Annotated in this window: 25 protein-coding genes and 1 pseudogene; 12 read left to right on the forward strand and 14 right to left on the reverse strand. The window is 37.4% G+C overall.

What is annotated here, in order from left to right; genetic code table 11:
• Window positions 1-188: 188 nt before the first annotated feature.
• The 3 genes and pseudogenes from AC3ISB_RS15785 to AC3ISB_RS15795 form a co-directional block, all read right to left on the reverse strand.
• A pseudogene (locus AC3ISB_RS15785) lies at window positions 189-505 on the reverse strand (bile acid:sodium symporter family protein); the annotation flags it as partial.
• A gap of 3 nt (window positions 506-508) precedes the next feature.
• Entirely contained in the window at window positions 509-1,705 is a 1,197-nt protein-coding gene (locus tag AC3ISB_RS15790; protein ID WP_260398127.1) for an MFS transporter, read from the reverse strand.
• A gap of 69 nt (window positions 1,706-1,774) precedes the next feature.
• Window positions 1,775-3,907, reverse strand: coding sequence for a PAS domain S-box protein (locus tag AC3ISB_RS15795; RefSeq protein WP_489273694.1), 2,133 nt, complete (start codon window positions 3,905-3,907; stop codon window positions 1,775-1,777).
• Between the two features lie 373 nt (window positions 3,908-4,280).
• On the opposite strand from AC3ISB_RS15795, the gene AC3ISB_RS15800 reads away from it, so the two are divergent.
• Window positions 4,281-5,195 carry a YitT family protein gene (locus AC3ISB_RS15800; RefSeq protein WP_230303410.1) on the forward strand — a complete coding sequence of 305 codons (915 nt, stop codon included), beginning with the start codon at window positions 4,281-4,283 and terminating at the stop codon, window positions 5,193-5,195.
• 85 nt (window positions 5,196-5,280) lie between these two features.
• Here AC3ISB_RS15800 and AC3ISB_RS15805 read toward each other — a convergent pair whose 3' ends face one another.
• From AC3ISB_RS15805 to AC3ISB_RS15820, 4 genes are all read right to left on the reverse strand, one after another.
• Entirely contained in the window at window positions 5,281-5,475 is a 195-nt protein-coding gene (locus tag AC3ISB_RS15805; protein ID WP_034307294.1) for a cold-shock protein, read from the reverse strand.
• An 847-nt stretch (window positions 5,476-6,322) separates the two neighbouring features.
• Window positions 6,323-6,529 carry a cold-inducible protein YdjO-related protein gene (locus AC3ISB_RS15810; RefSeq protein ID WP_061463486.1) on the reverse strand — a complete coding sequence of 69 codons (207 nt, stop codon included), beginning with the start codon at window positions 6,527-6,529 and terminating at the stop codon, window positions 6,323-6,325.
• Between the two features lie 126 nt (window positions 6,530-6,655).
• A complete protein-coding gene (gene recQ, locus AC3ISB_RS15815) occupies window positions 6,656-8,785 on the reverse strand; it encodes a DNA helicase RecQ (RefSeq protein ID WP_489273695.1) in 2,130 nt (709 codons plus the stop codon).
• A gap of 153 nt (window positions 8,786-8,938) precedes the next feature.
• Entirely contained in the window at window positions 8,939-9,808 is an 870-nt protein-coding gene (locus AC3ISB_RS15820) for a 3D domain-containing protein (protein WP_489273696.1), read from the reverse strand.
• A 256-nt stretch (window positions 9,809-10,064) separates the two neighbouring features.
• Between AC3ISB_RS15820 and AC3ISB_RS15825 the strand changes: the two genes are divergently transcribed.
• Genes AC3ISB_RS15825 through cotJC form a run of 3 tightly spaced genes read left to right on the forward strand, consistent with a single transcriptional unit; the run spans window position 10,065 to window position 11,147 of the window.
• Window positions 10,065-10,298 (forward strand): spore coat associated protein CotJA, encoded by a 234-nt coding sequence (locus AC3ISB_RS15825; RefSeq protein WP_063234475.1) that lies wholly within the window; start codon window positions 10,065-10,067, stop codon window positions 10,296-10,298.
• A complete protein-coding gene (locus tag AC3ISB_RS15830) occupies window positions 10,299-10,565 on the forward strand; it encodes a spore coat protein CotJB (RefSeq protein WP_098369416.1) in 267 nt (88 codons plus the stop codon).
• Between the two features lie 12 nt (window positions 10,566-10,577).
• Window positions 10,578-11,147 carry a spore coat protein CotJC gene (gene cotJC, locus AC3ISB_RS15835; protein ID WP_034307306.1) on the forward strand — a complete coding sequence of 190 codons (570 nt, stop codon included), beginning with the start codon at window positions 10,578-10,580 and terminating at the stop codon, window positions 11,145-11,147.
• A 45-nt stretch (window positions 11,148-11,192) separates the two neighbouring features.
• Here the strand turns inward: cotJC and AC3ISB_RS15840 are convergent, their stop codons facing one another.
• Window positions 11,193-12,065: a CvfB family protein gene (locus AC3ISB_RS15840; protein ID WP_098369415.1), complete on the reverse strand. Its 873-nt coding sequence runs from the start codon at window positions 12,063-12,065 to the stop codon at window positions 11,193-11,195.
• A 222-nt stretch (window positions 12,066-12,287) separates the two neighbouring features.
• Complete coding sequence (locus tag AC3ISB_RS15845) at window positions 12,288-12,440, reverse strand: response regulator (protein WP_179890959.1); 153 nt, start codon at window positions 12,438-12,440, stop codon at window positions 12,288-12,290.
• A 257-nt stretch (window positions 12,441-12,697) separates the two neighbouring features.
• Between AC3ISB_RS15845 and AC3ISB_RS15850 the strand changes: the two genes are divergently transcribed.
• Window positions 12,698-13,888, forward strand: a complete 1,191-nt coding sequence (locus AC3ISB_RS15850) for an alanyl-tRNA editing protein (protein WP_489273697.1) — start codon at window positions 12,698-12,700, stop codon at window positions 13,886-13,888.
• A 96-nt stretch (window positions 13,889-13,984) separates the two neighbouring features.
• Here the strand turns inward: AC3ISB_RS15850 and AC3ISB_RS15855 are convergent, their stop codons facing one another.
• Window positions 13,985-14,398, reverse strand: coding sequence for a hypothetical protein (locus AC3ISB_RS15855; protein ID WP_098369412.1), 414 nt, complete (start codon window positions 14,396-14,398; stop codon window positions 13,985-13,987).
• 78 nt (window positions 14,399-14,476) lie between these two features.
• The gene (locus AC3ISB_RS15860) at window positions 14,477-14,668 is read right to left on the reverse strand and encodes a hypothetical protein (RefSeq protein ID WP_480339439.1); all 192 of its coding nucleotides are present in this window, start codon (window positions 14,666-14,668) and stop codon (window positions 14,477-14,479) included.
• 139 nt (window positions 14,669-14,807) lie between these two features.
• Between AC3ISB_RS15860 and AC3ISB_RS15865 the strand changes: the two genes are divergently transcribed.
• Entirely contained in the window at window positions 14,808-15,329 is a 522-nt protein-coding gene (locus tag AC3ISB_RS15865) for a GNAT family N-acetyltransferase (protein ID WP_489273698.1), read from the forward strand.
• A gap of 40 nt (window positions 15,330-15,369) precedes the next feature.
• Here AC3ISB_RS15865 and AC3ISB_RS15870 read toward each other — a convergent pair whose 3' ends face one another.
• The gene (locus tag AC3ISB_RS15870) at window positions 15,370-17,619 is read right to left on the reverse strand and encodes a HelD family protein (protein ID WP_489273699.1); all 2,250 of its coding nucleotides are present in this window, start codon (window positions 17,617-17,619) and stop codon (window positions 15,370-15,372) included.
• Window positions 17,620-17,869: 250 nt separating this feature from the next.
• Between AC3ISB_RS15870 and AC3ISB_RS15875 the strand changes: the two genes are divergently transcribed.
• Together AC3ISB_RS15875 and AC3ISB_RS15880 are read left to right on the forward strand one after the other, a co-directional pair.
• Window positions 17,870-18,121: a hypothetical protein gene (locus AC3ISB_RS15875; RefSeq protein WP_489273700.1), complete on the forward strand. Its 252-nt coding sequence runs from the start codon at window positions 17,870-17,872 to the stop codon at window positions 18,119-18,121.
• A gap of 518 nt (window positions 18,122-18,639) precedes the next feature.
• Window positions 18,640-18,879, forward strand: a complete 240-nt coding sequence (locus AC3ISB_RS15880) for a hypothetical protein (RefSeq protein WP_141993726.1) — start codon at window positions 18,640-18,642, stop codon at window positions 18,877-18,879.
• Between the two features lie 413 nt (window positions 18,880-19,292).
• On the opposite strand, the gene AC3ISB_RS15885 is transcribed toward AC3ISB_RS15880, so the two are convergent.
• Window positions 19,293-19,694, reverse strand: coding sequence for an RDD family protein (locus AC3ISB_RS15885; RefSeq protein WP_489273701.1), 402 nt, complete (start codon window positions 19,692-19,694; stop codon window positions 19,293-19,295).
• 498 nt (window positions 19,695-20,192) lie between these two features.
• On the opposite strand from AC3ISB_RS15885, the gene AC3ISB_RS15890 reads away from it, so the two are divergent.
• Both AC3ISB_RS15890 and AC3ISB_RS15895 read left to right on the forward strand, forming a co-directional pair.
• On the forward strand, window positions 20,193-20,603 hold the full coding sequence (locus tag AC3ISB_RS15890; RefSeq protein ID WP_480339437.1) for a phage integrase N-terminal SAM-like domain-containing protein: 411 nt from the start codon (window positions 20,193-20,195) through the stop codon (window positions 20,601-20,603).
• Window positions 20,582-21,127, forward strand: coding sequence for a tyrosine-type recombinase/integrase (locus tag AC3ISB_RS15895; RefSeq protein ID WP_489273702.1), 546 nt, complete (start codon window positions 20,582-20,584; stop codon window positions 21,125-21,127). Before AC3ISB_RS15890 ends, AC3ISB_RS15895 begins: the two co-directional genes overlap by 22 nt.
• A gap of 148 nt (window positions 21,128-21,275) precedes the next feature.
• Here the strand turns inward: AC3ISB_RS15895 and AC3ISB_RS15900 are convergent, their stop codons facing one another.
• Complete coding sequence (locus AC3ISB_RS15900; protein ID WP_098369402.1) at window positions 21,276-21,803, reverse strand: YhcN/YlaJ family sporulation lipoprotein; 528 nt, start codon at window positions 21,801-21,803, stop codon at window positions 21,276-21,278.
• Between the two features lie 343 nt (window positions 21,804-22,146).
• On the opposite strand from AC3ISB_RS15900, the gene AC3ISB_RS15905 reads away from it, so the two are divergent.
• Window positions 22,147-22,416 carry a hypothetical protein gene (locus AC3ISB_RS15905; protein WP_480339436.1) on the forward strand — a complete coding sequence of 90 codons (270 nt, stop codon included), beginning with the start codon at window positions 22,147-22,149 and terminating at the stop codon, window positions 22,414-22,416.
• 446 nt (window positions 22,417-22,862) lie between these two features.
• Window positions 22,863-24,482, forward strand: a complete 1,620-nt coding sequence (locus AC3ISB_RS15910) for an ABC-F family ATP-binding cassette domain-containing protein (protein ID WP_489273703.1) — start codon at window positions 22,863-22,865, stop codon at window positions 24,480-24,482.
• The last annotated feature ends 596 nt before the right edge of the window (window positions 24,483-25,078 follow it).

A 25,078-nucleotide genomic window follows, 5' to 3' on the forward strand; every position in this document is an offset into this window, starting at 1 on the left:
CTTCCATTCATTCTCTATCTTCCATTAAATCATATTATTTCCAAAAACAAAAAAACGTTTACTTATGGTTAAAAATCCCAATAACTTAATTATTAACAGCATTTCTTTAATAAACCGCACTCTTCCCCTCTTATCAATAAAAAAAGACAGAATGGGACTCATTTAATCCCTTTCTGCCTTTTTTTGATTTACTGTTTAATCGATTCCTTACCAACTACGGAATTCCCTTTGATTTTGTCTACTCTTTTTGACCCGGAAACATTATGCCACACACTAAAGATGGCACCCGGGACGGCCTCTAGTGAAGAGAAATGAACTGTCGTTAATGCAGCACCTAAACCTGAGTTTTGCATGCCCACTTCAATTGATTTTGATCTTCGTATGGAAGTTTTAACACTTTAGCAGCAAGAAAACCAAGTAATAATCCAAACGAATTATACAGGACCATCACTCCGAATATAGCAGGCCCTGATTTAAGTATCTTCTCCTTATTAGAACTGACCACTCATCATTTTTCAATTATACCTAAGGGTTTCCCCATTACTTTTAAATTCTTTTCTAACCTCATGAGCCAAATTGTAAGCAGCATCCCGATCAGTGTGAGTAAACCATAAAATAAATAGACTGAATATATCCCTGATTTTTCCAATATTATCCCGCCGCTGAAGGTACTGAACCAGTTCCCCAAACCGTTGCCAATGGCCGAATAAAGCGTTATTGCTGTTACTGTTATACGTGCAGGGACAACTTCCCTGATATATTGTAAAGCTGCTGGAATGAATAAGCCAAGTGAAAACCCTTGAATTATCGAAGTCACATATACAGTAGCCAAACTTGGTTCGGTGAAGTACAAACCCCAGCGGACCAATGAAGCAGTGCCAGCCAATAAGGTAATTGGCAGCAGGCCTATCTTATGAATCCAGGCACCTGCCATTCTCATAAAGGGGATTTCCGATAATACAGCTAATAGGAACGCAATGCCAATTCCTGTATATGTTCCTCCTCTTGCCTCGACAAACAAACCATAGTATACATTATTTGCAAGATTAGGACCAAAAAGCAAGAACGTTATAGCAAGAAAGATAAGAAAACGTTTCATGGTGATCAATTCTTTCATGCCACCGAAAAGTTTCACTTTTCCCCCAGGTGGCTCTTCGGGCAAACGAAGAGCCAGACTAGCCGCGATCAACAGGCCAAAGAAAAAGGCATAAAATATGACGGAAGGACCCATGAAGGATTCAGATAACTTTCCCATTACAAAAACCGCCACACCGTAACCAAGTGATCCGAATAAACGGATTTTCCCATAATTCGATTTGATTTTTGTTGTATATTGAAGGGTGATGCTATCAGAAACTGGTATTATCGCACTTTGAAAGATGGCCAAAGCGATTGCGACGGATACTAAAAGGAAATAGTGTTCGAACAGCAAGTAGCCTAAACCGAATACACCAGCAAGAAACGATGTGATTGCAAGTATTTTTGCTGGTCTTCCGCTCCAATCACAGACAATTCCCCAAAAAGGTTGAAAAACGATCATCACTATCGGTCCAACAGACATGATCGTACCTATTTCAATACCGGATAAACCTGCCTCATTGGCCAAATAAACGCTTAATAGCGGTGTTAAACTTCCCACTGCAAAAAAAGAAAAAAGGTAAAATACCTTCAAGCTAATAATATTGACATGCTTTTGTTTTTCCAAATCCAGTTCCCCCACGTAGACATCTTCTACAAAGTTGATGATTTTTTTCATTGCTACCTATTAGGCATTTTAAATAGGGAGCACGATATTAAAGACTGTTCCTTTATTGACTTCGCTCTCGACAAAGACATTTCCCGAATGGCTTTCTATGATTTTAAAGCTGATCATGAGACCTAACCCATTACCAGATTTTTTCGTTGTGAAAAATGGTTCTCCGAGTCTCTTAAGCTGCTCTGGCGGCATCCCAATTCCTGTGTCGGTAATGGATATATTCACATTATCCTCTTTAAGTTCAGTAATGACTTTTATGAACCCACCATCAGGCATAGCTTCCATACCATTTTTAATGAAATTCAATATGACTTGTTTTAACCGATTCTCATCACAACGAACGAGGATTTCTTCGTCATTACAATCCGAAATCAGCGTGATGTTCTTCTTCCTGGCTTCAAACTCCGTCAAAGATACAACGTTTTGAATGATCGACACAAGATTTTTCGTTTCCAATATCAATGCCTGTGGTTTGGCCAATTGTAAGAACTCTTCAACTATCTCATTCACACGATTGATTTCATCCATGATTATTTCTAGATATTCTTGTTTATTTTCGTCCGTTTCATCCAATTGCAAAAATTCCGTATACCCTTTCATGGAGGTCAGCGGATTCCGTATTTCATGTGCCACCCCAGCAGCAAGCTGACCGACAGCGGCTAATTTATCCTGCCGATGAAGCATCTCTTCAGATTGTTTACGCTCAGTTATGTCATATCTAAGTGCCAAAAACTGAAATGGCTTTCCTTCTTCGTTGAAAAATGGAACAATTGTTGTATCGACCCAATAAAAACTGCCATCTTTCGCCTTGTTTCTAATTTCACCTTTCCAAACTTTCCGTTCATGGACGGTCTTCCACATTTGTTCAAAGAATTCCTTTGAATGGTATCCAGAATTAACCATTTTATGGGTCTGGCCTATCAATTCACCTTTCCCATAACCTGAAACCTCCGAGAACTTTTCATTCACTTCAATAATGACTCCTTTATCATCAGTTATCGCCACAATCAAAGATTGATTGATTGCATAATGCATATCTTCTAGTTCCTTGATTGACCCCTTTAAAGCATTTTCTGCTTTTTTACGACTGGAAATATCCGAACGGATAGAAATATATTGATATGGTTTCCCCTTTTTCATAAAAGGAACGATAGTTGTGTCCACCCAATAAACATTACCATCTTTAGCCCGATTGCATATTTCACCATGCCATGTTCTCCCTTGGCTGATCGTTAGCCATAAGTCAGTGAAAAATTCTTTTGCATGATAACCAGAATTGATTATGGAATGATTTTTCCCTATTAGTTCATGTTTTTCATATTGTGATATTTCCAGGAATTTTTCATTAACATATGTAATAATTCCTTTTGCATCCGTGATGGCGACGATTGCCGATTGATCTAAAGCATAACGGATATCACTCACAGTATTATCGCTTTTTGCTAACCGACGGCCTACGATCGTACTTGAAGCTATCAAGCTGGCAAGTATGAATAATGAAACGAAGCATGTAAGATAAAGCATAAATGGAGTGAGTGGAACAAATTCACCCGTTTCATTTTTAACGTTCATCGGTAACACTCTCACAAAAAGATAATAGCCTTCAATGATTGCCCCACTCATCATGAGCGTACTGACTGGCTTTAGAGAAGATTGACTTAATTTATTAAAATAAAATAATATTGCAAGCGCAGCTACAAATAATATAAAGATACTGAAAAGCGTACTGAGAACCGACAATGGGCTAAAATGCAAAGAGTGATTTAAAGATGATGTTCCCATTATATAATTGGATAAAATGGCCATCGTAAACATGAAGCCGCAAAAAACAATTTGCAGGACTTGTGTTTTATACGAAATGGCCAATAACCCAACGCCTGCGAGAGCTATCGCTAATGCTAACGAAAAAATTATTGTAGAAAAGTTGTATGCTGCCATTCCTGAATTATCGAGGGTGTATATGACCACAAAATTAAGCGTCCAGATAGCTACTCCCATAGAGCAGCTGCTCCCTATATATACCAGGCGTTTATATCTCTCTATCGTCAGTAATGTTGTAAGTAAATCCAAGGCCGTATAACACGCCATTATTATCAATAGTACTGCAATCATAAAGAGGACAGGATTTGATGCCACAATTGATTGTTCCATTTTTTTACTTGATCACCTCTACCGTTCTATTCTCCTATATTGTAATGTAAATTCAAAGGACCTCAAAGGTTTTTTATTTCCTTACTCCTGTATATTTACACTCTGATTCTTTCTGCGCACCCCATTTCTCAAGAAAATGCAGGTTTTTTCATAAAATCAATAAAATAAGAAATACTATTGTTTTGTATGGAGTAGAATATAAATACATGATAATGACAAGCATCCACAACCCTGCTTCATCATTGCAGGACATGATCAATAATACCAATAATTATTCAGGAATATATTAATCAGGAATGTTAATTTCTTTATTTAATTATACCTATAGGTTTATAATTAAATAGAACTTATATAGAGAGAAGGAGTGGGGGGCATGATTATGTCAGACCTGGCAGGTGCAAGCACAACAGAAATTATGCAAAAGAAGACCCAGCATAAAAAATTAACACTTAGACAAATTTTACAGAGAGGTCTTTTAATTACAATCGGTGCGGTTTTAATGGCTGTCGGCCTCGAGATTTTTTTAGTGCCGAATAACGTAATCGACGGGGGCATAACGGGTATATCGATTATGTTATCTTACATCACTGGATGGAAGCTTGGAATCTTTCTTTTCATTTTGAATCTTCCTTTCTTTTTTATCGGTTATAAACAAATCGGAAAAACCTTCGCATTATCTACCCTTTATGGAATTTTAGTCCTTTCCATTACCACTACATTGCTTCATCATGTACCAGCTTTCACTCAAGATATCCTCCTAGCGTCCGCTTTCGGCGGAATGATTCTTGGCATTGGTGTTGGAATGGTCATTCGATATGGCGGCTCATTGGATGGTACAGAAATACTTGCTATTCTCGCTAGCAAGAAGCTCCCTTTTTCCGTTGGGGAGATCGTCATGTTTTTTAATTTATTCATCCTTGGCAGTGCGGGCTTCGTATTCTCGTGGGATCGTGCCATGTATTCGATCATAGCTTACTTCGTGGCATATAAAACAATGGATATCGTAATCGCAGGTTTGGACGAATCCAAATTTGTTTGGATTATAAGTGATGAATTTAATGATATCGGCGAAGCGATAATGAATCGTCTTGGACGGGGCGTAACCTTTTTAGCTGGCGAAGGTGCTTATTCCGGTGATGATAAAAAAGTCATCTTTTGTGTAATAAACAGGCTTGAGGAAGCAAAACTTAAAGAAATAGTCAAAAGCTTCGATCCATCTGCATTTCTTGCCGTAGGGGATATCGCGGAAGTTCGAGGCGGTCGATTCAAGAAAAAAGATATCCACTAACCTCACCTGCTTTTTGCTTCATCCAATTGGCAAAAAGATAAAAAAAGCTGAAGGGAGAATCCCCTTCAGCTTTTTTTATATAGCCTTAATAGTTTCTTGGATTGTTGATTGCTTGAAGCATTCTGGTGCCGGGTTTCATCTCGCTGCTACATAACGGACAAACATGTTCATCATTACTTGTAAAGTTATCGCGAATCCAACCTTTGCAATCTTCTGATGTACATTCCCACACCTTTGTTTCTTCAGGAATGATTTCTTCCGTATTATTTCTTCTATACATATATCTCACTCCTTAGAATTGAATTGACTCCGTCCTGCATAACAGATCACAAGCCATAAAGATAAAAGAAAGAATAGATGGCGTTTAATCTAAATTGTGAGTAAATAACCATTCGCAAATCTAAGTATGATTATTGTTCTTTCAAACAAACTTTTGAATGGTAAGAACTTGAGATTACGACATGAATTTTTCATATCTCAGTAACCATTATATCATATATATGCTTTATATATTTGAAGAAAGATTCAAAAAAGAAACGATTCCCCAAAATGAAACACAGTCCCTGACTTACCCTTCAAGATAATCGAGACTGCGCTGTTTAAGAATCCATTCCATATGGTTCTTCCTGCTCGTTCAATGAACATTTCAAAGCGAATCGAGCATGAGAGTAATTTTTAATGCCAAAACCTAAAACAATGAAAGCCCTGCCTCTCTCCCATCCATACGGTTCCTAGACCGTGCCTGCGAGAATCAGATAAAAGCTTGTAAGTACATGTTTATTAATTAAAACCGTCCGTAATTCCAATTGGGTAGATTAAATTCCAAAAGACAAATGGTACATAGAAGTAAGTTAATGAAGAACAGAAATGGATCGAGGAAAATGGTTACATGTAGTTCTTTTTTCTAGATGTGTTTAACTTGTTTCTACTTCATCATGAAAACGATGAAAAATTATTTTATTAATAAAAATGTTACTTTAAATTACCCTCCAGTGTTTTCTTTTCATAACACTGAAACTTAATAATACCATAAATATTTTTATATGTAAAGCCTTAATCCAAAATGAAACTACTCCGTCATACTTCTTTCTTAAAATAAAAAATAAAGAGGCTATGATTCACCTCTTTTATTTAAACGCATTATACTCATTTTCAATTTTTGGAAGTTCCCTGACTTCCTCAACTAATTGACTTCCGCACATTGGGCAATCATAGTTTTCCGAGGCAAAATCTTTTCTCATCCAACCATTGCAATCAGCTGATCCACATGCATATACTATCGTATCTTCCATAACGATTTCTGGTTCCTCTGAATTCTTTTTACCAAAATACATGAGCAACCTCCTCTTTTTTATATAAAGACTCTGATTAAAGGCACAAAATTTCTCCTTTTTATCATTCCTAGTATACGCATTAAACTAAATTCTTATTTATTCAATGAAGAAATTATCAAAAAAACCTTAACACCTTTCGTTTTCCAACCCTGCTTTAACCAAGATCGCTTTAATCATGAAGTAGGAAACATGCTCAGGCAGGGCTTCTTTTAGTGGTTTCAATTTTTCGGAATCCAATTGTTTCGCAGTTTCCATAACAAGATCAAACTCTTTATCCGAGAAAATATCATCCCATTTAATCTCCAAGTGTTCTTCTGCACACTTTAATAAATGATTTTCAATTGATACGGAAGACAGCCCTCTCAATGATCCTATTTCCTTGATTGATTTGCCTTCCCGATATAAGCGATAGCTTTCTAAATGAGATGGTTTAGTAGCTCGCTTTACCGTTTCCTTTGTAACCATAGTATTCGTTTCTAATTCAGAATGTGCCTGTACATATTGGGAAATCCCTTGTAAGAACACGGATCCGAAGCGTTCAAATTTCTGCATCCCTACGCCCTTAACTTCCAGGAATTCCTCTTCCGTCCTCGGCAGTTTGACGGCCATATCTTTCAAAGATGCATCGGAAAAAATAATGAATGGAGGTACATTTTCCTTACTTGCCAATTCTTTTCTTAACTGTCTTAACTCTTCGAACAACCCATGATCCGCACTGATGCTGCTTACTTTTTTTATTTCCTTACGCAGGACTTTTTTCTGTCCCAGTAGCACTTCCCTGCCAGCATTGGTAACCTTGAGGACCGGAAACTGGCCGCCCGTCATTTCGATGTACTGTTTTGCTGTCAGGAAATCAATGAAATCACCTACATCCTTTGCAGATTGATCATTGATGATGCCATAGGTTGAAAGCTTCTGGAATCCGAACTCTTCAATTTTCTTATTGCGTGATCCCGTAAGCACTTGGGAAATCATCGTTTTACCGAATCGCTCACCCATTCGCAACATGCATGAAAGGACCATCTGTGCCTGTGTAGTTACTTCAACAGAGTCACGTTTATCTGTACAATTTTCGCAATGACCGCAATCTTCCGGGTTTTCTTCTCCAAAGTATCGAAGGATGAAGGCTTGCAAGCACCCTTCTGTAAAACAATAATCCTTCATCCTGTTCAATTTCTTCAATTCCTGGGATTGCCACTCCTGCGAGGGATTTGATTGATCAATCAAGAAACGCTGTATCTGCATATCCTGAGGGGAATATAAGAGGATACATTCACTATCCAAACCATCCCTCCCTGCACGGCCCGCTTCCTGATAATAACTCTCCATGTTCTTTGGAGTTTGGTAATGGATGACGTATCTAACATTCGACTTATCAATTCCCATCCCAAAGGCGGATGTTGCCACCATCAAGGGAACGTCATCACGAATGAATTGGTCTTGCTGTTCCGACCGGTCTTGTTCATTCATGCCAGCATGGTATCGACCTGTTTTGAATCCGGCTTTAATAAGCTTAGCATACAAGGAATCGACTTCTTTCCTAGTGGCTGCATATATGATACCCGATTCACTTTTGTTTTTCTCTAAATAGCGCATTAAAAACCGTCCGCGATTTTCTTCTTTCACAACGGAAAAGAACAGGTTATCTCTGGAAAATCCCGTTGATACTGTATGCTGCACTGATATTCCTAGTGACTGACATATATCATCGGTCACATGCGGTGTGGCTGTTGCCGTTAATGCCAGTACAGTGGGAGCTGATGGCATGTTTTTCAATAAGGTTTTGATTTTTAAATAACTTGGTCTGAAGTCATGTCCCCATTGAGATATACAGTGGGCCTCATCAATGGCAACCAATGAAATTTCCACATTAAATAGATCCTGTTGAAATGCAGGATTTTCCAACCGTTCAGGTGCAACATAAACCAGCTTATATCTACCGTGCTTAATATCGTTCATTCTATTGGATGATTCTAACCCAGAAATGGAGCTATTAAGAAATGTGGCATCAATTCCATTTTGTTCGAGGGCATCTACTTGGTCCTTCATCAAGGAAATAAGTGGGGATATCACGAGTGTTACACCTGGTAACAGAAGGGCTGGAATTTGGTAACATATTGATTTACCTCCGCCAGTAGGCATGATTCCCGCTGTGTTTATTCCTCCCAAAACCTGTTCGATAATCTGTTCCTGACCTTTTCGGAATGACTCATAACCAAAGTATTCTTGTAAATATTCACGTGCTTTTTCCATCAATTTATAACTCCTCCTATTTACCTTGTTAGGATTTATAAGGATCTATTTCTTTCATTGTACCTGCTTTTCCCGTGAACCAAAAGGACAAAAAAAGCAGACACATTATGTCTGTGTCTACTTTTTCAATATATAAACATGTTTTGTATGGTTTTATTAATTCAGGATTTGAACTTTGACGTTTTTAACGCCCCAATTCACGGCATCTTTTTCGTTAGGTACAAAAATGTCCACTCTATTCCCTTTGATGGCACTGCCTGTATCAGCTGCGGTCGCGTAGCCATAACCCTCTACATAAACTTTAGATCCAAGCGGAATGACTGATGGGTCCACTGAAATCACCTTTGCATTAGGATTAGCCTTCAAGTTAACTCCTGTGGCTGTAGTACCGCTGCAGCCTTGACAATCAGCCGTATAGGCAGTTGCTCTAACAGTGATTTCTTTTTCGATTCCTGCTTGATTGCTGGATTCATTGTTTGTGTCTGCTTTTTCTGATGATTCTGCTGGTTCCGATTGTTCAACCGGCTTTGTTTGTTCTGCTGGTTTCGATTGTTCCACTGGCTTTGATTGTTCTGCTGGTTCCGATTGTTCTGCTGGTTCCGATTGTTCTGCTGGTGCAGCTTGCTCAGATTCCTGCGCAGGCCCTACACTCGCAGCTTCGACTTTATTAGCTGCAGGTTTAATGACCAGTTTCTGACCAGGATGGATTGTATCTGAATTTAAACCGTTCCAAGATTTAATATCATTTACCGCTACATCATATTTGTCTGCAATTTCCGATAATGTGTCCCCTGACTTTACTTTATGATGCTCTTCTTGAGAAATATGTATGGTTTCTCCGGCATAAATCACGTCTGAAGACAAATTGTTCCAAGACTTAACATCTTCTATTGATACTTTATAAGTTTGAGATATCCCCCATAATGTGTCTCCATCTTTCACTTTGACATCTTCTGCTTGTACCGGAATTGTGAATGCACCGGATATTGCAGCCGCTGCCGCTAACGATAAGATTGATTTTTTCATATGTTGTTACCTCCTTGTGAGCTGCTTTATAAGCTACGAGTTAAATCTTAACATAGTTTTTTTCTATACAAAGAACAAACAGATAAAGAATAGATGACAAACATCACAGTAAGATAACGGGACTATAACAATAATTTATAATATTCTGAAAAAACATCATTTCCCATAAAATTTCCTTCCGAGACCAGATGAGTCATATTATGCATTACCCAGACATAAAAATTAAAGGCTATATCTTTACAAAGGAGGTATTTTTGTGACTCGCGAAAAGACTTTTACCTTAGTTAAGTCATATAAACCTTTCCATAGTAAATTCGATCCGTGCCCGCCTATTGGGAGAAAGTACTACAGGACACCTCCTAATTTGTATATTAATTTCCAACCGCCGAATTTGGAGCAGTTCACACCGGAGGAAGCTTTGAAATACGGGACACTTTGGAAATTCTTTTATGATTTTTATGATAATCCATATCGGGAAAGGGAGACATAAATGAATAAGAAACTGGATGATGAATATTATCAGTTGCTTGAGCAAATCCAGGCAGCGGATTTCGTACTTGTCGAGTTGACTCTTTATTTGGATACACATCCTAATGATCAGCAAGCATTACAGCAATTCAATCAATTTCATGAATACTCCAAACAATTGAAATCGGTTTTTGAGCCTAAATATGGTCCATTATTGGGTTTTGGAAACAATTCAGGCGGTGAAAATAAATGGGAATGGGGCCAAGGCCCTTGGCCATGGCAGGTATAAGGAGAGATTTCTATGTGGGTTTATGAAAAGAAGCTGCAATATCCAGTTAAAGTAAGAGACTGTAACCCCCGATTGGCAAAATATTTAATAGAACAATACGGGGGGGCTGATGGCGAGTTGGCTGCAGCACTCCGATACTTAAATCAACGATATACAATTCCCGATAAAGTGATTGGCCTGCTTACGGATATTGGAACGGAAGAATTTGCCCATCTGGAAATGATCGCCACGATGATTTATAAGCTTACAAAAGACGCCACCCCTCAGCAGATGGCTGCAGCTGGCCTAGGTGACCATTATGCCAATCATGATAGTGCCCTTTTTTATCATGACGCAGCAGGAAATCCATTCACTGCCACATATATCCAAGCCAAAGGCGATCCCATTGCAGATTTATATGAAGACATCGCCGCTGAAGAGAAGGCCAGAGCAACCTATCAGTGGTTGATCGACATCTCGGATGATCCTGATATCAATGATTCACTCAGGTTTTTGCGTGAGAGGGAAATTATCCATTCGATGAGGTTCAGGGAAGCTGTGGAGATTTTAAAAGAAGAAAAAGGTAAAAAGAAGTTTTTTTAATGAAATTCACATAAAAAAAGCAGCGGAGAAAATCCGCTGCCTTTTTCATTTACGGTCTGAAGAATATGTCCATCCATCTTCCTGGTAAATCTTTTCTTCCTTCATCAGTTTACCAAGAGCACGCTTGAACGCTCCCTTGCTTAAACCGAAGTGAAACTTAATATCATCAGGTGGCGTTTTGTCGCCATAAGGCATTGCACCGCCGCGATTCATTAAATAAGTGAAAATGACATCAGCATCTTCCCCCATTAAATCTTGTTTAAAGGGGATTAAAGAAACGTTAAGCGTTCCATCTTCTTTACTATCAATGACACGTCCTTCAACTAATTCACCAAGACGGGGCTCTTCCTTGCGTTCACTTTCGTGAATGAAACAGCGGTATCCTTCTTGTGAAATAAAGAAAGACCCAACCATTAGCAAACGATAGACATTTCCCTTAATACTGGTGTTTCGGACTCCTTTTAAAGGAGCTGTCACTGCAATCTCCTGAATTACATCTTCCGTTGCAAGTTTACCAAACAGACGATCATGACGATCTGTCTTCAGGGATACATATAGACGATCACCAACCTCAGGCCATAAACGATCAATATTCGGAAGGTCGTCCAGGGATACAAGAATATCTTTGGAAAGACCTATGTCCACAAAAACACCCAGTTTCCTTTTCACATTGACAACTTCCGCCCAGCCATATCGATCAATCTGAATTTCAGGTATCTTCATTGTCGCTGTTAGCCTTGCTTGTTTGTCATGGTAGATGAACACAGTTACTTCATCGCCAAGCTCAAGTTCCGTTCCTTCACTCATTTCATTATGATGAAGTAAGACATCTTCTGAACCATCCGTTAAAAACCATCCGAAATCAGCCTTACGTTCCACTTCTAACTCTACAGCCATGCCGGCCTGAATTTTTTGCATGTATAAAAATCCTCCTGTAACTTACCTTTACCTACAATTGTACCCAATTATTTATTTTTCCAACATATTTGAATTTATCATTTTTTTGTTGTTCTGTATACCTATTACGGTTTTTTATTTTTAATCCTTGTTTTCTTCATGGAATGCCTGAGGGATAAGAATCTGCCCTTGTTTACCATTACTTAACAAGGTATGCATGATCACTTTGGATAATTGGCTCGGTTAATACGGTTTAACTAAATAATCCTTTGCTCCCAAGGAAATTCCCTTCTCCCATTCGTCAAGTGCGGTCGATACAAAAACGGGAATCTCATTCAAGTCAGCAGATCCTTTTAATTCCCTCAGGAACTTCCAGCCGTCCATCTCTCCCTTCAAGAAGGATATCCAGTACAATGGCATCCGGAGGTGAGGTTTTCAGCTTTTGAAATGCCTTTCCACCACTTTTGAAATAGCTAACGTGGAAGCCATTGTCCATCAATTCATATTTTAGCAGTTCCGCTAAGCACAATTTATTTAAAATTTGTCATAAAGTTTACTTATTTACCTGACTTATCTTCTAAACCCGCAATTTCATACTCAGGTATTTCGATGATATAATTTAATGATCAACAGAAAGGAAAAAGAAAACATTCATGACAAAAAAATTGTATTACACATCCACAAAAACTTCCCAATGGGATACCAAAATTCAGGAGAGCTTTGAAGAAGATGGCTATTACTACATCACTCTTGAAGAAACCGCTTTTTATCCCGAAGGGGGCGGTCAGCCTGCAGATACTGGTTTAATAGAAGGAATCACCGTTCTTGACGTTAAAAAAGGCAATGATGGAAAGATTCTGCATAAGACGGAGAGAAGGCCAGATTCAGAAATCGTTCACTGTGAACTTGATTGGTCCCGCCGCTTCGATCATATGCAACAGCATAGCGGCCAGCATTTACTCTCTGCTGTCTGCAGGGAACTGTTCGACTCTAATACGGTCAGCTTTCACCTTGGAAAAGAATATTTAACGATCGATATAATGTCAGGATTTCAATGGACTGAAGTACATACGGTTGCTGCTGAAAAGCTAGTTAATCAATATATCATCGAGAATCGCGAAATACTTATCTATTACGTGACAAACGAGCAATTACAGACACTTCCTGTCGTCAAAATGCCTAAAGTTTCAGAGAATATCCGTATTGTTGAGATTGAAGGGATTGAATATAACCCTTGCGGTGGAACTCATGTAGGGCGTACCGGTGAGATTGGCTTAATAAAAATTTTCAAAACGGAAAAGCAGAAAGAACATACCCGTCTCTATTTTAAGTGCGGCTTCAGGGCATTGAACGATTATTCCGAAAGTCTAGGAATTCTTTCAGCATTATCGAATAAGTTCAATACCGGACGTACAGAGATTCTGAATAGGGTGGAGAAACTGGAGAATGACTATAAGCAGCTACTATCGGCAAATGAAAACTTAAAACTTGAAAATGCAAACTTTCTTGCTGACTCTCTGCTTGCAGAAAATGCAGGGGGATTCATCTCTCATATTTTCGAAGATAGCTCAATGAAAGAACTGCTTTACCTTGCAAATACGATTGTAAAAAAGGAAAAGGTTACCGTATTATTAGCATCACGTAAGGAGCAAAAGGTCATCCTTTCGCACAGTGGGGCCTTCCCCTTTCATTGCGGACAATATTTCAGGGCTGAACTCGCTTCGTATAATGGGAAAGGCGGAGGGAACGAACAGACTGCACAAGCAGGTTTTGCGTCACAAAATGACTTAATTGCATTTTACCAATACACAGTTGAAAAATTAGGCCATAACCCTGGTGTATAAAACCTTTGCGAAGTGGTTGAAGACATTCGTGATGAACACGGAAATCATGACTTCTCAGAATGAGAAAAGAGAGGACAAATTAAGTCCTCTCTCTATTTATTCATCTATTTTCAATTTCACTAATCCATGTTCTTCAATATGAAGATGATATTTTTCTTCGAGCTCCATGATACGTTTAAACGCTTCCTCCTGATTGTATTCATGTTTTTCCGACTCCTCGGCAAACTCTTTTCTAGCCAAATGGTAAGCAAGCTTATCCCTGAAAACTCCTTCTTCATACTCATTTATGACTTCATGAAGTTGCTCCTCCAATTCCCTGCTTAAATCAAAAATTTCATATTCCTTCACAAACTGTACTCCTTCCATGCCGAAATCTTTGGCAAAGGAATTGAGATACTGTTCCATCTCACTGTATTCTTTATTATCTTCAGTATCGGAAGCAACCCAATATCCGTACTGAACCATTTTGAATAATGTTTCATACTGTTTCTTGGTAAAATTGATTTTCATTGTCGATACTCCTTTTCCGGTTTCCTTACAACAAAAAGAATAAACCGCAATGGAACAAATGTCCAATGCGGTTTATTCTCAATCCAATATTTCCGTTACAGAAAAATAAGCTGCTTTTTCCGTATCTACGACATAATGGCAATCGCCTTTAACTAAATTATAAAAACGGTGCTTTTGAATATTTGAAATCATTTGAGTTGAGTCATCGCCCTCAACCTCATGCTCTAGTTCTTTGCCGCCCGGAAAATAAAAACTAACTTTCAATTTCATCTTTCTCATCCTTCCCCTCATCTGGTTGAATCACTCTTTTATTTCTTATCCTTTCTCATGCAGTTTTAAACATAAATAATATGCTTATTCACTTTTTCCATGATATTCTAGGGAAAAACGGAAATCAGAAGGTGTTTTCATGAAGATAAGGAAAGCTATAGAAGAAGATGTAAATGGAATAGCAAATGTACATATTAACAGCTGGAAAACGACTTATAAAGGAATCCTCCCGGAACAATATTTGTCCTCCATGAATCTGGAAGCCAAAAAGAAAAACTGGCTAAGAAATTTAAAGATGCTGCATAATGCCACCTTTGTAGCGGAAAGCGCCAATGGGGAAATCATCGGTTTCGCTGCCGGCGGGCCTGAACAAACGAATGATCCGCGTATTCAAGGTGAAGTATATGCCATTTATTTTTTAAAAGAATATCAACGACAGGGACTCGGCCGAAAAATGATAAAAGCTGTCATACATGAGCTTATTGAAATGGGACATAAGAATTTAATAATCTGGGCATTAAAGGATAATCCTTCATGCGATTTTTACAACACCCTTGGCGGTCAAGTTATAGCTGAAAAAACCGTTAAAATGGCAGGCATCGAGCTCATCGAAGTCGGTTTCTGGTGGGAAGATATTCAGGATATCCTTTTGCATTTGTAAGCGTATTTAGAGGAGGGTGGTTACACTCCACCCTACCCTTTCATGTCTCGATAAGAAAAGCATTTTTCTCATTACCTAAAAAATAAAGCCTGTGCAATGGCCTTGTCATTGTTACGTACAGCAATTTGATATCAAGTTCATTTCCATGGAAATACGCTTCTTCCAGGGATATTGCAAATACGACATCGAATTCGAGACCTTTCGCTTGATAAGAAGGAACAATCAACGTTTTATCCTTAGGGATGTTTCCCTCTTCATCTATTAAATGAAAGCCTTGATGGAATCCCCTTAGTTTCTCGTTTGCCAGTTTGCAATCTTTCATCGTTTTAGCAATAACGGCAAACGTTTTAAATCCTTCTTCTTTAAGGCTTGCAATAAGTTCGATAAGTTCTTCTTCCCAACCTTCCTTTTCAATGGAAATGAATTCCGGCTCTTTGCCATGACGGACTACAGGTTCAACTTCCGGGAAATCATATGTTAACAACTGAAGTATTTCATTAGCTTGTTTCATTATTTCAACAGTTGTTCTGTAGCTTTTTTGTAATTCGGTATACGTCGCCCGAGGGAAAATACGACTGTGAACCTCTTCCCATGTTTGAAGTCCGCGGTATGAATGAATGCCTTGTGCAAGATCGCCTACAAGTGTGAACATATCGGTATCCACTGCCGTCTTTAGTGCCTGTAACTGCATGAAGCTGTAATCCTGTGCCTCATCAATGACGACATTTTTTGCTTTGTTTTCTTTATCGATACCAAAAAGCCGCTCCTGAAGATATAATAATGCTCCTAAGTCCTCCATCTCGTAACTTTTAACAGAAAATAATTTATGATTATACTCACATAATACACTGGCATCTTCAACAGTAAGTTTACCGTTGCTGTAAGAGGCAAGACGCTCTGAATCTTCGTATAACTCCTGATAGTAATCCAGGAGACCTTTACTTTTGAATTGCTTAAAATACCCTTTTACGGAAGTACGGATTGCCTTTTGGATCTGACCTATCCTTTCCTCCTTTTTATCGAGGCATTTTGTAACAAAATCCTTACGAATGACTGGATCAATATTTTTATAGAGAGCTTTTTCAATTTTGGCATCATAAAGGTCAACAACACGTTCAAGCATTATTTTCTTTTTCAATTTCACTTCATTTTGTAAAATGGCCTTCAGTTTGTCCAGCCTGCTGTATAACGGTAAATACCAATAATCCTCTTCCAATAATCTAATGAACTTCTTTTTGGAATAGAGGCGATATTTATCACAATAAAAATCAGCATTCGGATGAAAACCCCTGAAAATATCCTTTACATATTCGTCCAATATATATTTAAAGACAGGGGAGCCCTTCAGACCTGATATCCAGACGGCCGATTTAATATCTTCATCATCCTTTTCCAGCAATCGAGTTAATTTATCATCCGCTACAAGCTTCACTTGCTTTCCAATCGCTGCCTGAACATATTCGGAAAATGTGAATTGTTTAACCTTTTCGACACCCAATTCAGGTAAAGCTTCAGATATGTAGTCAATGAAAACCCGGCTCGGAGCAAGAATCATTAATTGTCGCGGATCGAACAAGTCTTTATAGTGATAAATGAAATAAGAGATCCTATGTAAAGCAATTGTAGTTTTACCACTGCCCGCTGCGCCTTGGACAATGATAGGTTTATTCAAATCTGCACGAATGATTTTATTTTGTTCTTCCTGGATCGTGGTAATGATATCTGTCAATCGATTGCTGGAACTTTTGGAAAGGGATTCCTGCAATAATTCATCCGTTGTTGTCAAATCAACGTCCCTTATCTCCTCCAAGACACCTTCTTCGATCATTAGCTGTCTTTTTAAAGTGATGTTCCCGCTGAATGTCTCTCCTTCCGCTTCATATTCTATTTCACCAATCCGTCCCTCATAATAGAGGTTTGCAATCGGGGATCGCCAATCGACGATGATCTGTTCCTGGCTTTCCCTCTGATAAAGCGATGTTTTCCCGAAATAAAGGACTTCGCCTCTATCACCGTCATTCCTTTCAAAGTCCACTCTTGCAAAGTAGGGCTTTTTACTTGCTTTGCGTAAACTTTCAAGTTCGGTTTTGGACATCTCAAAAAAGTTGGCCGTCGTCAGCAACTGTGAATATAAGCCTGATTCAGACCAATCGGCATCGCCAAAAGCTTCTTGCATATTCCGCTGAAATTGATCCTTGCTTGTTTCTGATGTTTTGATGACTACATCGATATAACGTTTCGTAAAATCCAGCCGCTGCCGTTCCTGTTCAAAATCAGGGTGATTACCCAATGAAACCACTTCCCCTTCCTTATTTAGTTATCAAACTCATTACAATGCCGATGCTAAGACGAAATGGACATTTATACTATCAGAAAAGCCAATGGTTGACAAATCTGGAGACATAGAATTATATAGTTAAAATTTACCTTTCATGATATTTCATATAATTTGAAGAATACACTAAATATTCCAGATTGGATTTTGCTATAATATGTTGACTTATGAAGGAGCTTCCAAAATGCCTTCAGGAGGAAAATCATTGAATACTTTTTTTACCATTCTGGGAATAGGAAGTTTATTTCTATTTCATCATATGGATATCACATTATCCGATGCAATTATGTTAATGACAATCATACTATCCTCTTTATACATCATGATATGCAATGAATTGATTGTATATCAAAAAGATGTCAAACCCATCAAGCACCATGGAACGAATGAACCCTACCCTGCTCTTCCTTCAAACCTCCTATACGACTGCACAGAAGTTTCCGTTGTTAGTAAGTAGACGAAGCCTGATATTGCATTACTTAGGGGCTACCATACCTTCCGTCTTACTTGTTATCTTATTTATATATTGGGAAAGGCTGCATTTCAGGTATTTTAGTGCTATTGGGATTGATCATAAGTGTAATTATGTCTGTGATGCGGGCTTTATTTGGCTTTTTCTTATCCATGAAAGCCATCCGCCCTAAAAAGGAATACGATCAAATAAAGATGGCCCCGGTAAAAGGGGCGGACATCATAGAAATATAAAATATGGGCGGGGAATTACTATAGCTGAGTCCGGGCGTTAGGCATCATCATGAAAGGTATGATGGATTGGGATACCTTTATTCGGTCGCTCATCATGATTCACTGGTAATGATCAGCACCTCCATTAGGGTAAAGTGCTCGATTATACCTTTCTTCTACAATTGTCATCATCTCTTAACATAAATAACGCTAATTTAATGTTTTATTGGAAACTCACATTATATACTTAAATTACAATTAAATAATTTTTTTAAGAAAGTGGGTACTGTCATGGAAATAAATGAAAGACAACCAATGCTATCCCCTAAATTAATCCATGAACTTGAAATTTTATCATCCAAAACAAATATGCCTATCTCTGAAATATTGGAAATATCTGTAGTGTCACTGCTGGAAAAGGTGAATAATACCAAAGAACTGAATGTTGGACTTAATAATAAGGAAATGATTTTAAGAAATAAAATCATTATCAATCAAAATAAAGAGGTTTTGAATAACCAAAGCACTTGACCATAAGGTGAAGTGCTTTTTGCTTCCTAACTGCTACTGTTTTAATGGATAAAATATTCTATCGTGGTTTCCAATGTAATATTTCTTAAAATAGCCCCAATAAAGTATTCTGCAAAATTCCCTATGATGAAGATACCATGTACGGTTCATGAAAAAATCATATCGGTTAGAATGTGTAATTACGCATAAAAAAAGCAGCTATTAACTGCTTTTCAAAAGGAGTGCTATCTAAATGTTAAACAAAGTTGATTGGAACGGGTGTGCGAGACTCTTGCTTAGATTAGCGCGTCCAAGCGAGTGCCCTCCGTTCCAATCAACAATAGATTTTTACAAACCCTCAAAAAACTATAGACAAACTTGATTCTCCAAGTTTGCCTACAGTCTGAAACAGCTATTAAACTCTAATCAATGAATCATGGTTTATTTGATGTCACGTATGTACCAGCTATGAAATCATGTATCGCTCTATGGTCTTTCCTTAGGCCGACCATGAATGCACTAACAATAAACCCTATCCCCAATGTAATGGCATAAACCAAAGCAGCAACTAAATACCTCAATAGCATTGTGCCTATTCCTAATTTTTTGCCGTCCATCCTTACTATGCGTATTCCCATAATCCGTTTACCTACTGTATAGCCATACCATAATATCGGGACAAGCAGCATGTAAAGAAAGTCGAAGAACGTTGAAAAGTTTTCATTTTCCCAATCTCCAGTAATCAACCCGAAAATTATCGCTAATGGTAAAGATACTATTATGCCATCCAATAATCCTGCAAAAAAACGTTTCCAAAAACCTACTGAATCACTCATTTATGATCCTCCTGTCTTGTTAGTTACAGTTACCTATATTACCAATTAAAAGGTTGAAAAGTAATGAGTCTTTATGCCTATAAATTTCTTCTGTGAAAAAATAAAACATACTTTATACGCGACATTTTAAAAACAAAATTAAATCCTTGTGTAATTTTTGCTTATAAACGTTTGTTTTTGCTAATCTGCCTTTAATTTTCATAAGAAACATAAGAAATAAGATACAATTTAACGAACGGCATTTAAAAAATTATTGAACATAAACTGCTGTTTGTGTGAATCAGCGTATAACTAATGAAACAAAGTGTTGGACACGTTGAAACAAAAGTATTTTGGAGGAATGTAAATAAATGATTACAGTAAATAATGTTGGTTTACGCTATGGCGATCGTAAACTGTTTGAAGATGTTAATATTGGAGTAAAACGCTGATTCTACGCTGTGCAGTTTACGCTCTTGTTTACGGTGTATCGTAAACTATATAGGGAGCGTAAATATTATGAAAAGGACTCGCTTTTTAACTAAGGATGAACAACAAAAGCTTAATTCAGTAGATAAAAAGGTACATTACGTTACCGATTGGACAAGTGCTATGGAAATGTTCTTAAAGGATTGCGAGATAAGAGGTTTACGAGAATCAACTTCTTTCTATTACGTTAAAGAAACTCGCATGATATTTCGTTACTGGGAAGAACAAGAACTAGATATCTCACCAGATCAATTAACTAGTGAACACATCACCGATTTAATTCTCTACATGAAAAACAAAAAAGAGTTGTCTCCTTCTAGTATTACCATTCGTTTAAGAGCATTTAAAACAGTACTCAAATGGCTTTATGACAATAAAAAAGTACCAATTAATGCTGGTGATGGCGTAAAGCGCCGTAATTGTTCAATGAGAATGAGATAGAAAATAATACTTGGATAGGCGTTCGAGATACGGCTATTTGCCTTGTGTTACTTGAATGTGGTCTGCGTCAAAATAAAATATTAAATTTAAACGTCTTTGATATGGTGTTTGAGCAAAATTATATTATGGTTCGCCATACAAAAACATACCATATGAGAAAAGTACCGATTACTCATCGGACTAAAAATGCTATACGAAGATGGCTTACTGTCCGTGGTGAAAGCAAATACTCGCAACTATTTATTAATATTGCTGGTAACCAACTCACTAATCGTGGTTTATATCAACTAATTGAAAAATATGGGAAACGAGCTAAGGTTGAAGGAATTCGTTGTAGCCCCCATACTTTTAGACATACATGTGCAAAACTCTATTTAAAAAATGGCGGCGATTTATTCAGTTTACAGGCGATATTAGGTCACATGAACATCGAACAAACAAAACGCTATGTGACCCTCAATCATGATGACGTTGCAGATTTACATGCTGAACATAGTCCGTTAAAAGCATTATGGAAAAAATAATATTGAATATTAGGTAGTCATCTTGACTGCCTTTTTTCTTTGGAGAAAACACTACTCAACCATACTAGATCCCAGTTCAGTGATAACCTCAGAATGTTGGTTTAGAGAGCCTAAACATCACGCTTAAACTCTCTAATTTAAACTTCTTCTATTTGGCATCCGGGAACATTCTTTGTGCCATATCACCAAACTCATCAAATATTCCGCTAATCGGCTTTCCATTTTGAATATCGTTGACATATCCTTTCATACTTTTAACAAAGTCTGGATTTGCAGAGACATAAACATTGTCTGTACCTTCATCCTGTTTTTTTACTTGATCAACAATTTTCTTTTCTAAGTCATTTGTCAGGTTCTTGTCATTTGTCAGATTCACTGCAACGTATGCGTTATTATCTGTAATTATGACAGAGGCGCCCTCTACATCCTTCAAATCCTCTAGCTGATCTGCTACTTCATCAGCCACGCGCATTTTATTATCATTGTCATCATTGCTTAATTGCCTTGCATTGTAATCGTTGTCGCCGTTTCTGTCATTTACATTCAAGGTATTGGCATTATTTTTATCGCTTCGAGTATTCATTCCTACATTTTTTCCATTATCATTATCATCACTTGTCCCACAGCCGGTAAGGAATAGAGCAATCAAGGCGCTTGTTAAAAATGTGTATTTCATGTTAGTCACTCCTTTAAAATTAGATACCTTAGTACTATCTGCTGTATTTTCGAGAATATTCATAAAAAAACACTTTAAGTTAAACTATACCCCGGATAACGAACACACATAAAAAAGTGTCCCTTATCCTGGTTTTTTAATGTTCAATAGATGTAATGGTTATGGACGGAGGGTTTCTATGAGTAAGAATTTATACATTTTCCATTTAAAGCACCCGATTACTCAATTCCCTCCTTTATTCTGCAATTCATCAAATCTTTACATGATTAATACATTTATTGAACTTATCTATTTTATAATTAAATTACAATTTAATAATTCACATCATATGGAGGGTACAATCATGGAAATAAATGAAAGGCAACCATTTGAGTCTTTTTTATCTCCTCGTCAACTTACTGAGCTAAAAATCTTATCTACTAAAACAAACATAGCTTTCCATGAATTATTAGCAATGCCATCAATAGTCTCACTTCTAGAGAAACTGAACAATACTACCGAACTAAATGATGGGCTTAATAATAAAGAAATGATATTAAGAAATAAAGTTTTCATTAATAAAAATAAAGAAGTATTAAATAAGACACAAAAAGCACTCGACCATTTAGGCTGAGTGCTTTTATGATTGATGAGTTCCTCGCGTTAAATATATTTACTCTTATCAAGAACTTTAAAATAAACATTTAAAATTTCATCATACGGTTCAAATCCTTCTTGTATTTTGAACGATGAACTGAAGGACTAACTAAAGTTATAAATACACTCTATGAAGAGTTAAACAGAGTGGATCGAGAGAAGACTGCATTCGGAAAACCTAAACAGCGAAAATTATTAGATATGATATAAAAAAAGAGACTTTTATTAGCCTCTTTTTTGATTATAAATGTTGGTTTTTGCTAATGAACCTTTAACTTTTTGCATAAATAAGATACAATTTAAATGATGCACAGTTTAAAACATACAAGATCGTAAACTGCTGTTTGTGTGAATCAGCGTATAACTAATGAAACAAAGTGTTGGACACGTTGAAACAAAAGTATTTTGGAGGAATGTAAATAAATGATTACAGTAAATAATGTTGGTTTACGCTATGGCGATCGTAAACTGTTTGAAGATGTTAATATAAAATTCACGCCTGGTAACTGCTATGGCCTGATTGGGGCGAATGGTGCGGGTAAATCCACTTTCTTAAAAATCCTTTCAGGTGAAATTGAAGCGCAATCCGGTGATGTTCATATGGGACCTGGCGAACGCCTTGCCGTTCTAAAACAAGATCACTTCGCTTATGAAGAGGAAGAAGTCCTTAAAGTTGTCATTATGGGACATGAAAGATTATATGAAGTCATGCAAGAAAAAGATGCCATCTATATGAAGGAAAACTTCACGGACGAAGACGGAATGAAAGCTGCCGAACTTGAAGGTGAATTTGCCGAATTAAACGGCTGGGAAGCTGAACCTGAAGCTTCAATCCTCTTAAAAGGCCTAGGCATTGCAGAAGACCTGCATACAAAGAAAATGGCTGAATTGAACGGTGGCGACAAAGTTAAAGTATTACTTGCCCAGGCACTATTCGGTAAACCGGATGTTCTTTTACTGGATGAGCCTACCAACCACTTGGACTTAAAAGCGATCAAATGGCTGGAAGAATTCTTGATCAACTTTGAAAACACTGTTATCGTAGTTTCCCATGACCGTTACTTCCTTAACAAAGTTTGTACACATATTGCGGATCTTGATTTCGGTAAAATCAAAGTTTATATCGGGAACTATGACTTCTGGTATGAATCAAGCCAGCTTGCCCTTAAACTTACTCAAGATGCCAATAAGAAAAAAGAAGAAAAAATCAAAGAGCTTCAAAATTTCATCGCTCGATTCAGTGCTAATGCATCCAAATCTAGCCAAGCAACATCCCGTAAGAAATTATTGGACAAAATCAGCTTGGATGACATACAGCCTTCTTCGCGCCGCTATCCATATGTCGGCTTTACACCTGAGCGTGAAATCGGGAACGATCTGCTTCGTGTCGATGGAATCTCGAAAACGATCGATGGCATAAAAATATTGGATAACGTCAGCTTCACGATGAATAAAGGCGACAAGATTGCATTTGTCGGTAAAGATGAGATTGCTAAAACAACAATGTTCAAAATCTTGGCAGGTGAAATTGAACCGGATAGCGGTTCATTCAAATGGGGCGTTACGACCTCTCAGGCATACTTCCCTAAGGATAATGCTGAATTCTTTGAAGGTGTCGATTTAAATCTTGTCGATTGGCTCCGTCAATATTCTCCTAATGACCAGAGCGAAAGCTTCCTGCGCGGTTTCTTGGGCAGAATGTTATTCTCTGGCGATGAAGTAACGAAAAAGGCAAGTGTACTTTCAGGGGGCGAAAAAGTCCGCTGTATGCTTTCTAAAATGATGTTAAGTGGTTCTAACGTCCTAATGCTTGATGAACCTACTAACCATCTGGACTTAGAGTCGATTACGGCATTAAACAACGGTTTGATCAGCTTTAAAGGATCGATGATCTTCTCTTCTCATGATCATCAGTTCATCCAAACTGTAGCGAACCGAATCATTGAACTTACACCAAAAGGTACAGTCGATAAGCAAATGAGTTATGATGAGTACCTTGAAAATAGCCAATTGCAAAAACAAGTGGCTGAAATGTACAAATAATACTTTTATGAAAGCACATCCTTATTGGATGTGCTTTTTTCGTTCCCGATTCTTCTGCCTGCCTTTATTTCATACCTTTAATACATTGAAGGTATAAAAAACACGCTGCATTAAATATAATAATATTCCCCGAAAGATGAGCACTGAATAATTTTATCGATAAAAAGGTATATTGGTAAGGAAGGAGTGAGTTAGAATTGGATGGTCTTACAGTGAAAAATATTTTTGATGATACAGGATACCTTTTTTTATATGATAAATTCAGTTATCATTTTTATGTATCCGGCTTGTTCGACTTAGTCGATCAAGAAAAAATAATCTCGGATTTTTTAAATTCTTATGGATTCGATGATAAAAATCCTCTCTTTTTTGACGACTTTTCCTTTTATTTTAATTGCTTTCATTATTCCCAGCAAAAACAAAAGATGATAAATTACTTGAAAACCGAGTATGACGAACATATATGTTAAGTATAAAGGCCAGATAAACTGATCCTGCCTTTAAACGAGCACTATTCAAAAAAAAGATAAGAGCATATAAATTTTATTATAAGTCAAGGTTATGATGAAATGACTTGATAAAAAGGAAGTAATATA

Source organism: Peribacillus sp. GL_122 (genome assembly GCF_057835005.1).

What these genes read in the sequence shown, in the direction of transcription:
- AC3ISB_RS15830 (WP_098369416.1), top strand. Translation starts at nt 10,299, where the DNA reads ATGAATAAGAAACTGGATGATGAATATTATCAGTTGCTTGAGCAAATC.
- AC3ISB_RS15860 (WP_480339439.1), bottom strand. Translation starts at nt 14,668, where the DNA reads ATGAAATTGAAAGTTAGTTTTTATTTTCCGGGCGGCAAAGAACTAGAG.
- AC3ISB_RS15905 (WP_480339436.1), top strand. Translation starts at nt 22,147, where the DNA reads ATGGAAATAAATGAAAGGCAACCATTTGAGTCTTTTTTATCTCCTCGT.
- AC3ISB_RS15800 (WP_230303410.1), top strand. Translation starts at nt 4,281, where the DNA reads ATGATTATGTCAGACCTGGCAGGTGCAAGCACAACAGAAATTATGCAA.
- AC3ISB_RS15810 (WP_061463486.1), bottom strand. Translation starts at nt 6,529, where the DNA reads ATGTATTTTGGTAAAAAGAATTCAGAGGAACCAGAAATCGTTATGGAA.
- AC3ISB_RS15885 (WP_489273701.1), bottom strand. Translation starts at nt 19,694, where the DNA reads ATGAGTGATTCAGTAGGTTTTTGGAAACGTTTTTTTGCAGGATTATTG.
- AC3ISB_RS15840 (WP_098369415.1), bottom strand. Translation starts at nt 12,065, where the DNA reads ATGCAAAAAATTCAGGCCGGCATGGCTGTAGAGTTAGAAGTGGAACGT.
- AC3ISB_RS15890 (WP_480339437.1), top strand. Translation starts at nt 20,193, where the DNA reads ATGAAAAGGACTCGCTTTTTAACTAAGGATGAACAACAAAAGCTTAAT.
- AC3ISB_RS15850 (WP_489273697.1), top strand. Translation starts at nt 12,698, where the DNA reads ATGACAAAAAAATTGTATTACACATCCACAAAAACTTCCCAATGGGAT.
- AC3ISB_RS15820 (WP_489273696.1), bottom strand. Translation starts at nt 9,808, where the DNA reads ATGAAAAAATCAATCTTATCGTTAGCGGCAGCGGCTGCAATATCCGGT.
- AC3ISB_RS15805 (WP_034307294.1), bottom strand. Translation starts at nt 5,475, where the DNA reads ATGTATAGAAGAAATAATACGGAAGAAATCATTCCTGAAGAAACAAAG.
- AC3ISB_RS15795 (WP_489273694.1), bottom strand. Translation starts at nt 3,907, where the DNA reads ATGGAACAATCAATTGTGGCATCAAATCCTGTCCTCTTTATGATTGCA.
- cotJC (WP_034307306.1), top strand. Translation starts at nt 10,578, where the DNA reads ATGTGGGTTTATGAAAAGAAGCTGCAATATCCAGTTAAAGTAAGAGAC.
- AC3ISB_RS15900 (WP_098369402.1), bottom strand. Translation starts at nt 21,803, where the DNA reads ATGAAATACACATTTTTAACAAGCGCCTTGATTGCTCTATTCCTTACC.
- AC3ISB_RS15880 (WP_141993726.1), top strand. Translation starts at nt 18,640, where the DNA reads ATGGAAATAAATGAAAGACAACCAATGCTATCCCCTAAATTAATCCAT.
- AC3ISB_RS15910 (WP_489273703.1), top strand. Translation starts at nt 22,863, where the DNA reads ATGATTACAGTAAATAATGTTGGTTTACGCTATGGCGATCGTAAACTG.
- AC3ISB_RS15865 (WP_489273698.1), top strand. Translation starts at nt 14,808, where the DNA reads ATGAAGATAAGGAAAGCTATAGAAGAAGATGTAAATGGAATAGCAAAT.
- AC3ISB_RS15855 (WP_098369412.1), bottom strand. Translation starts at nt 14,398, where the DNA reads ATGAAAATCAATTTTACCAAGAAACAGTATGAAACATTATTCAAAATG.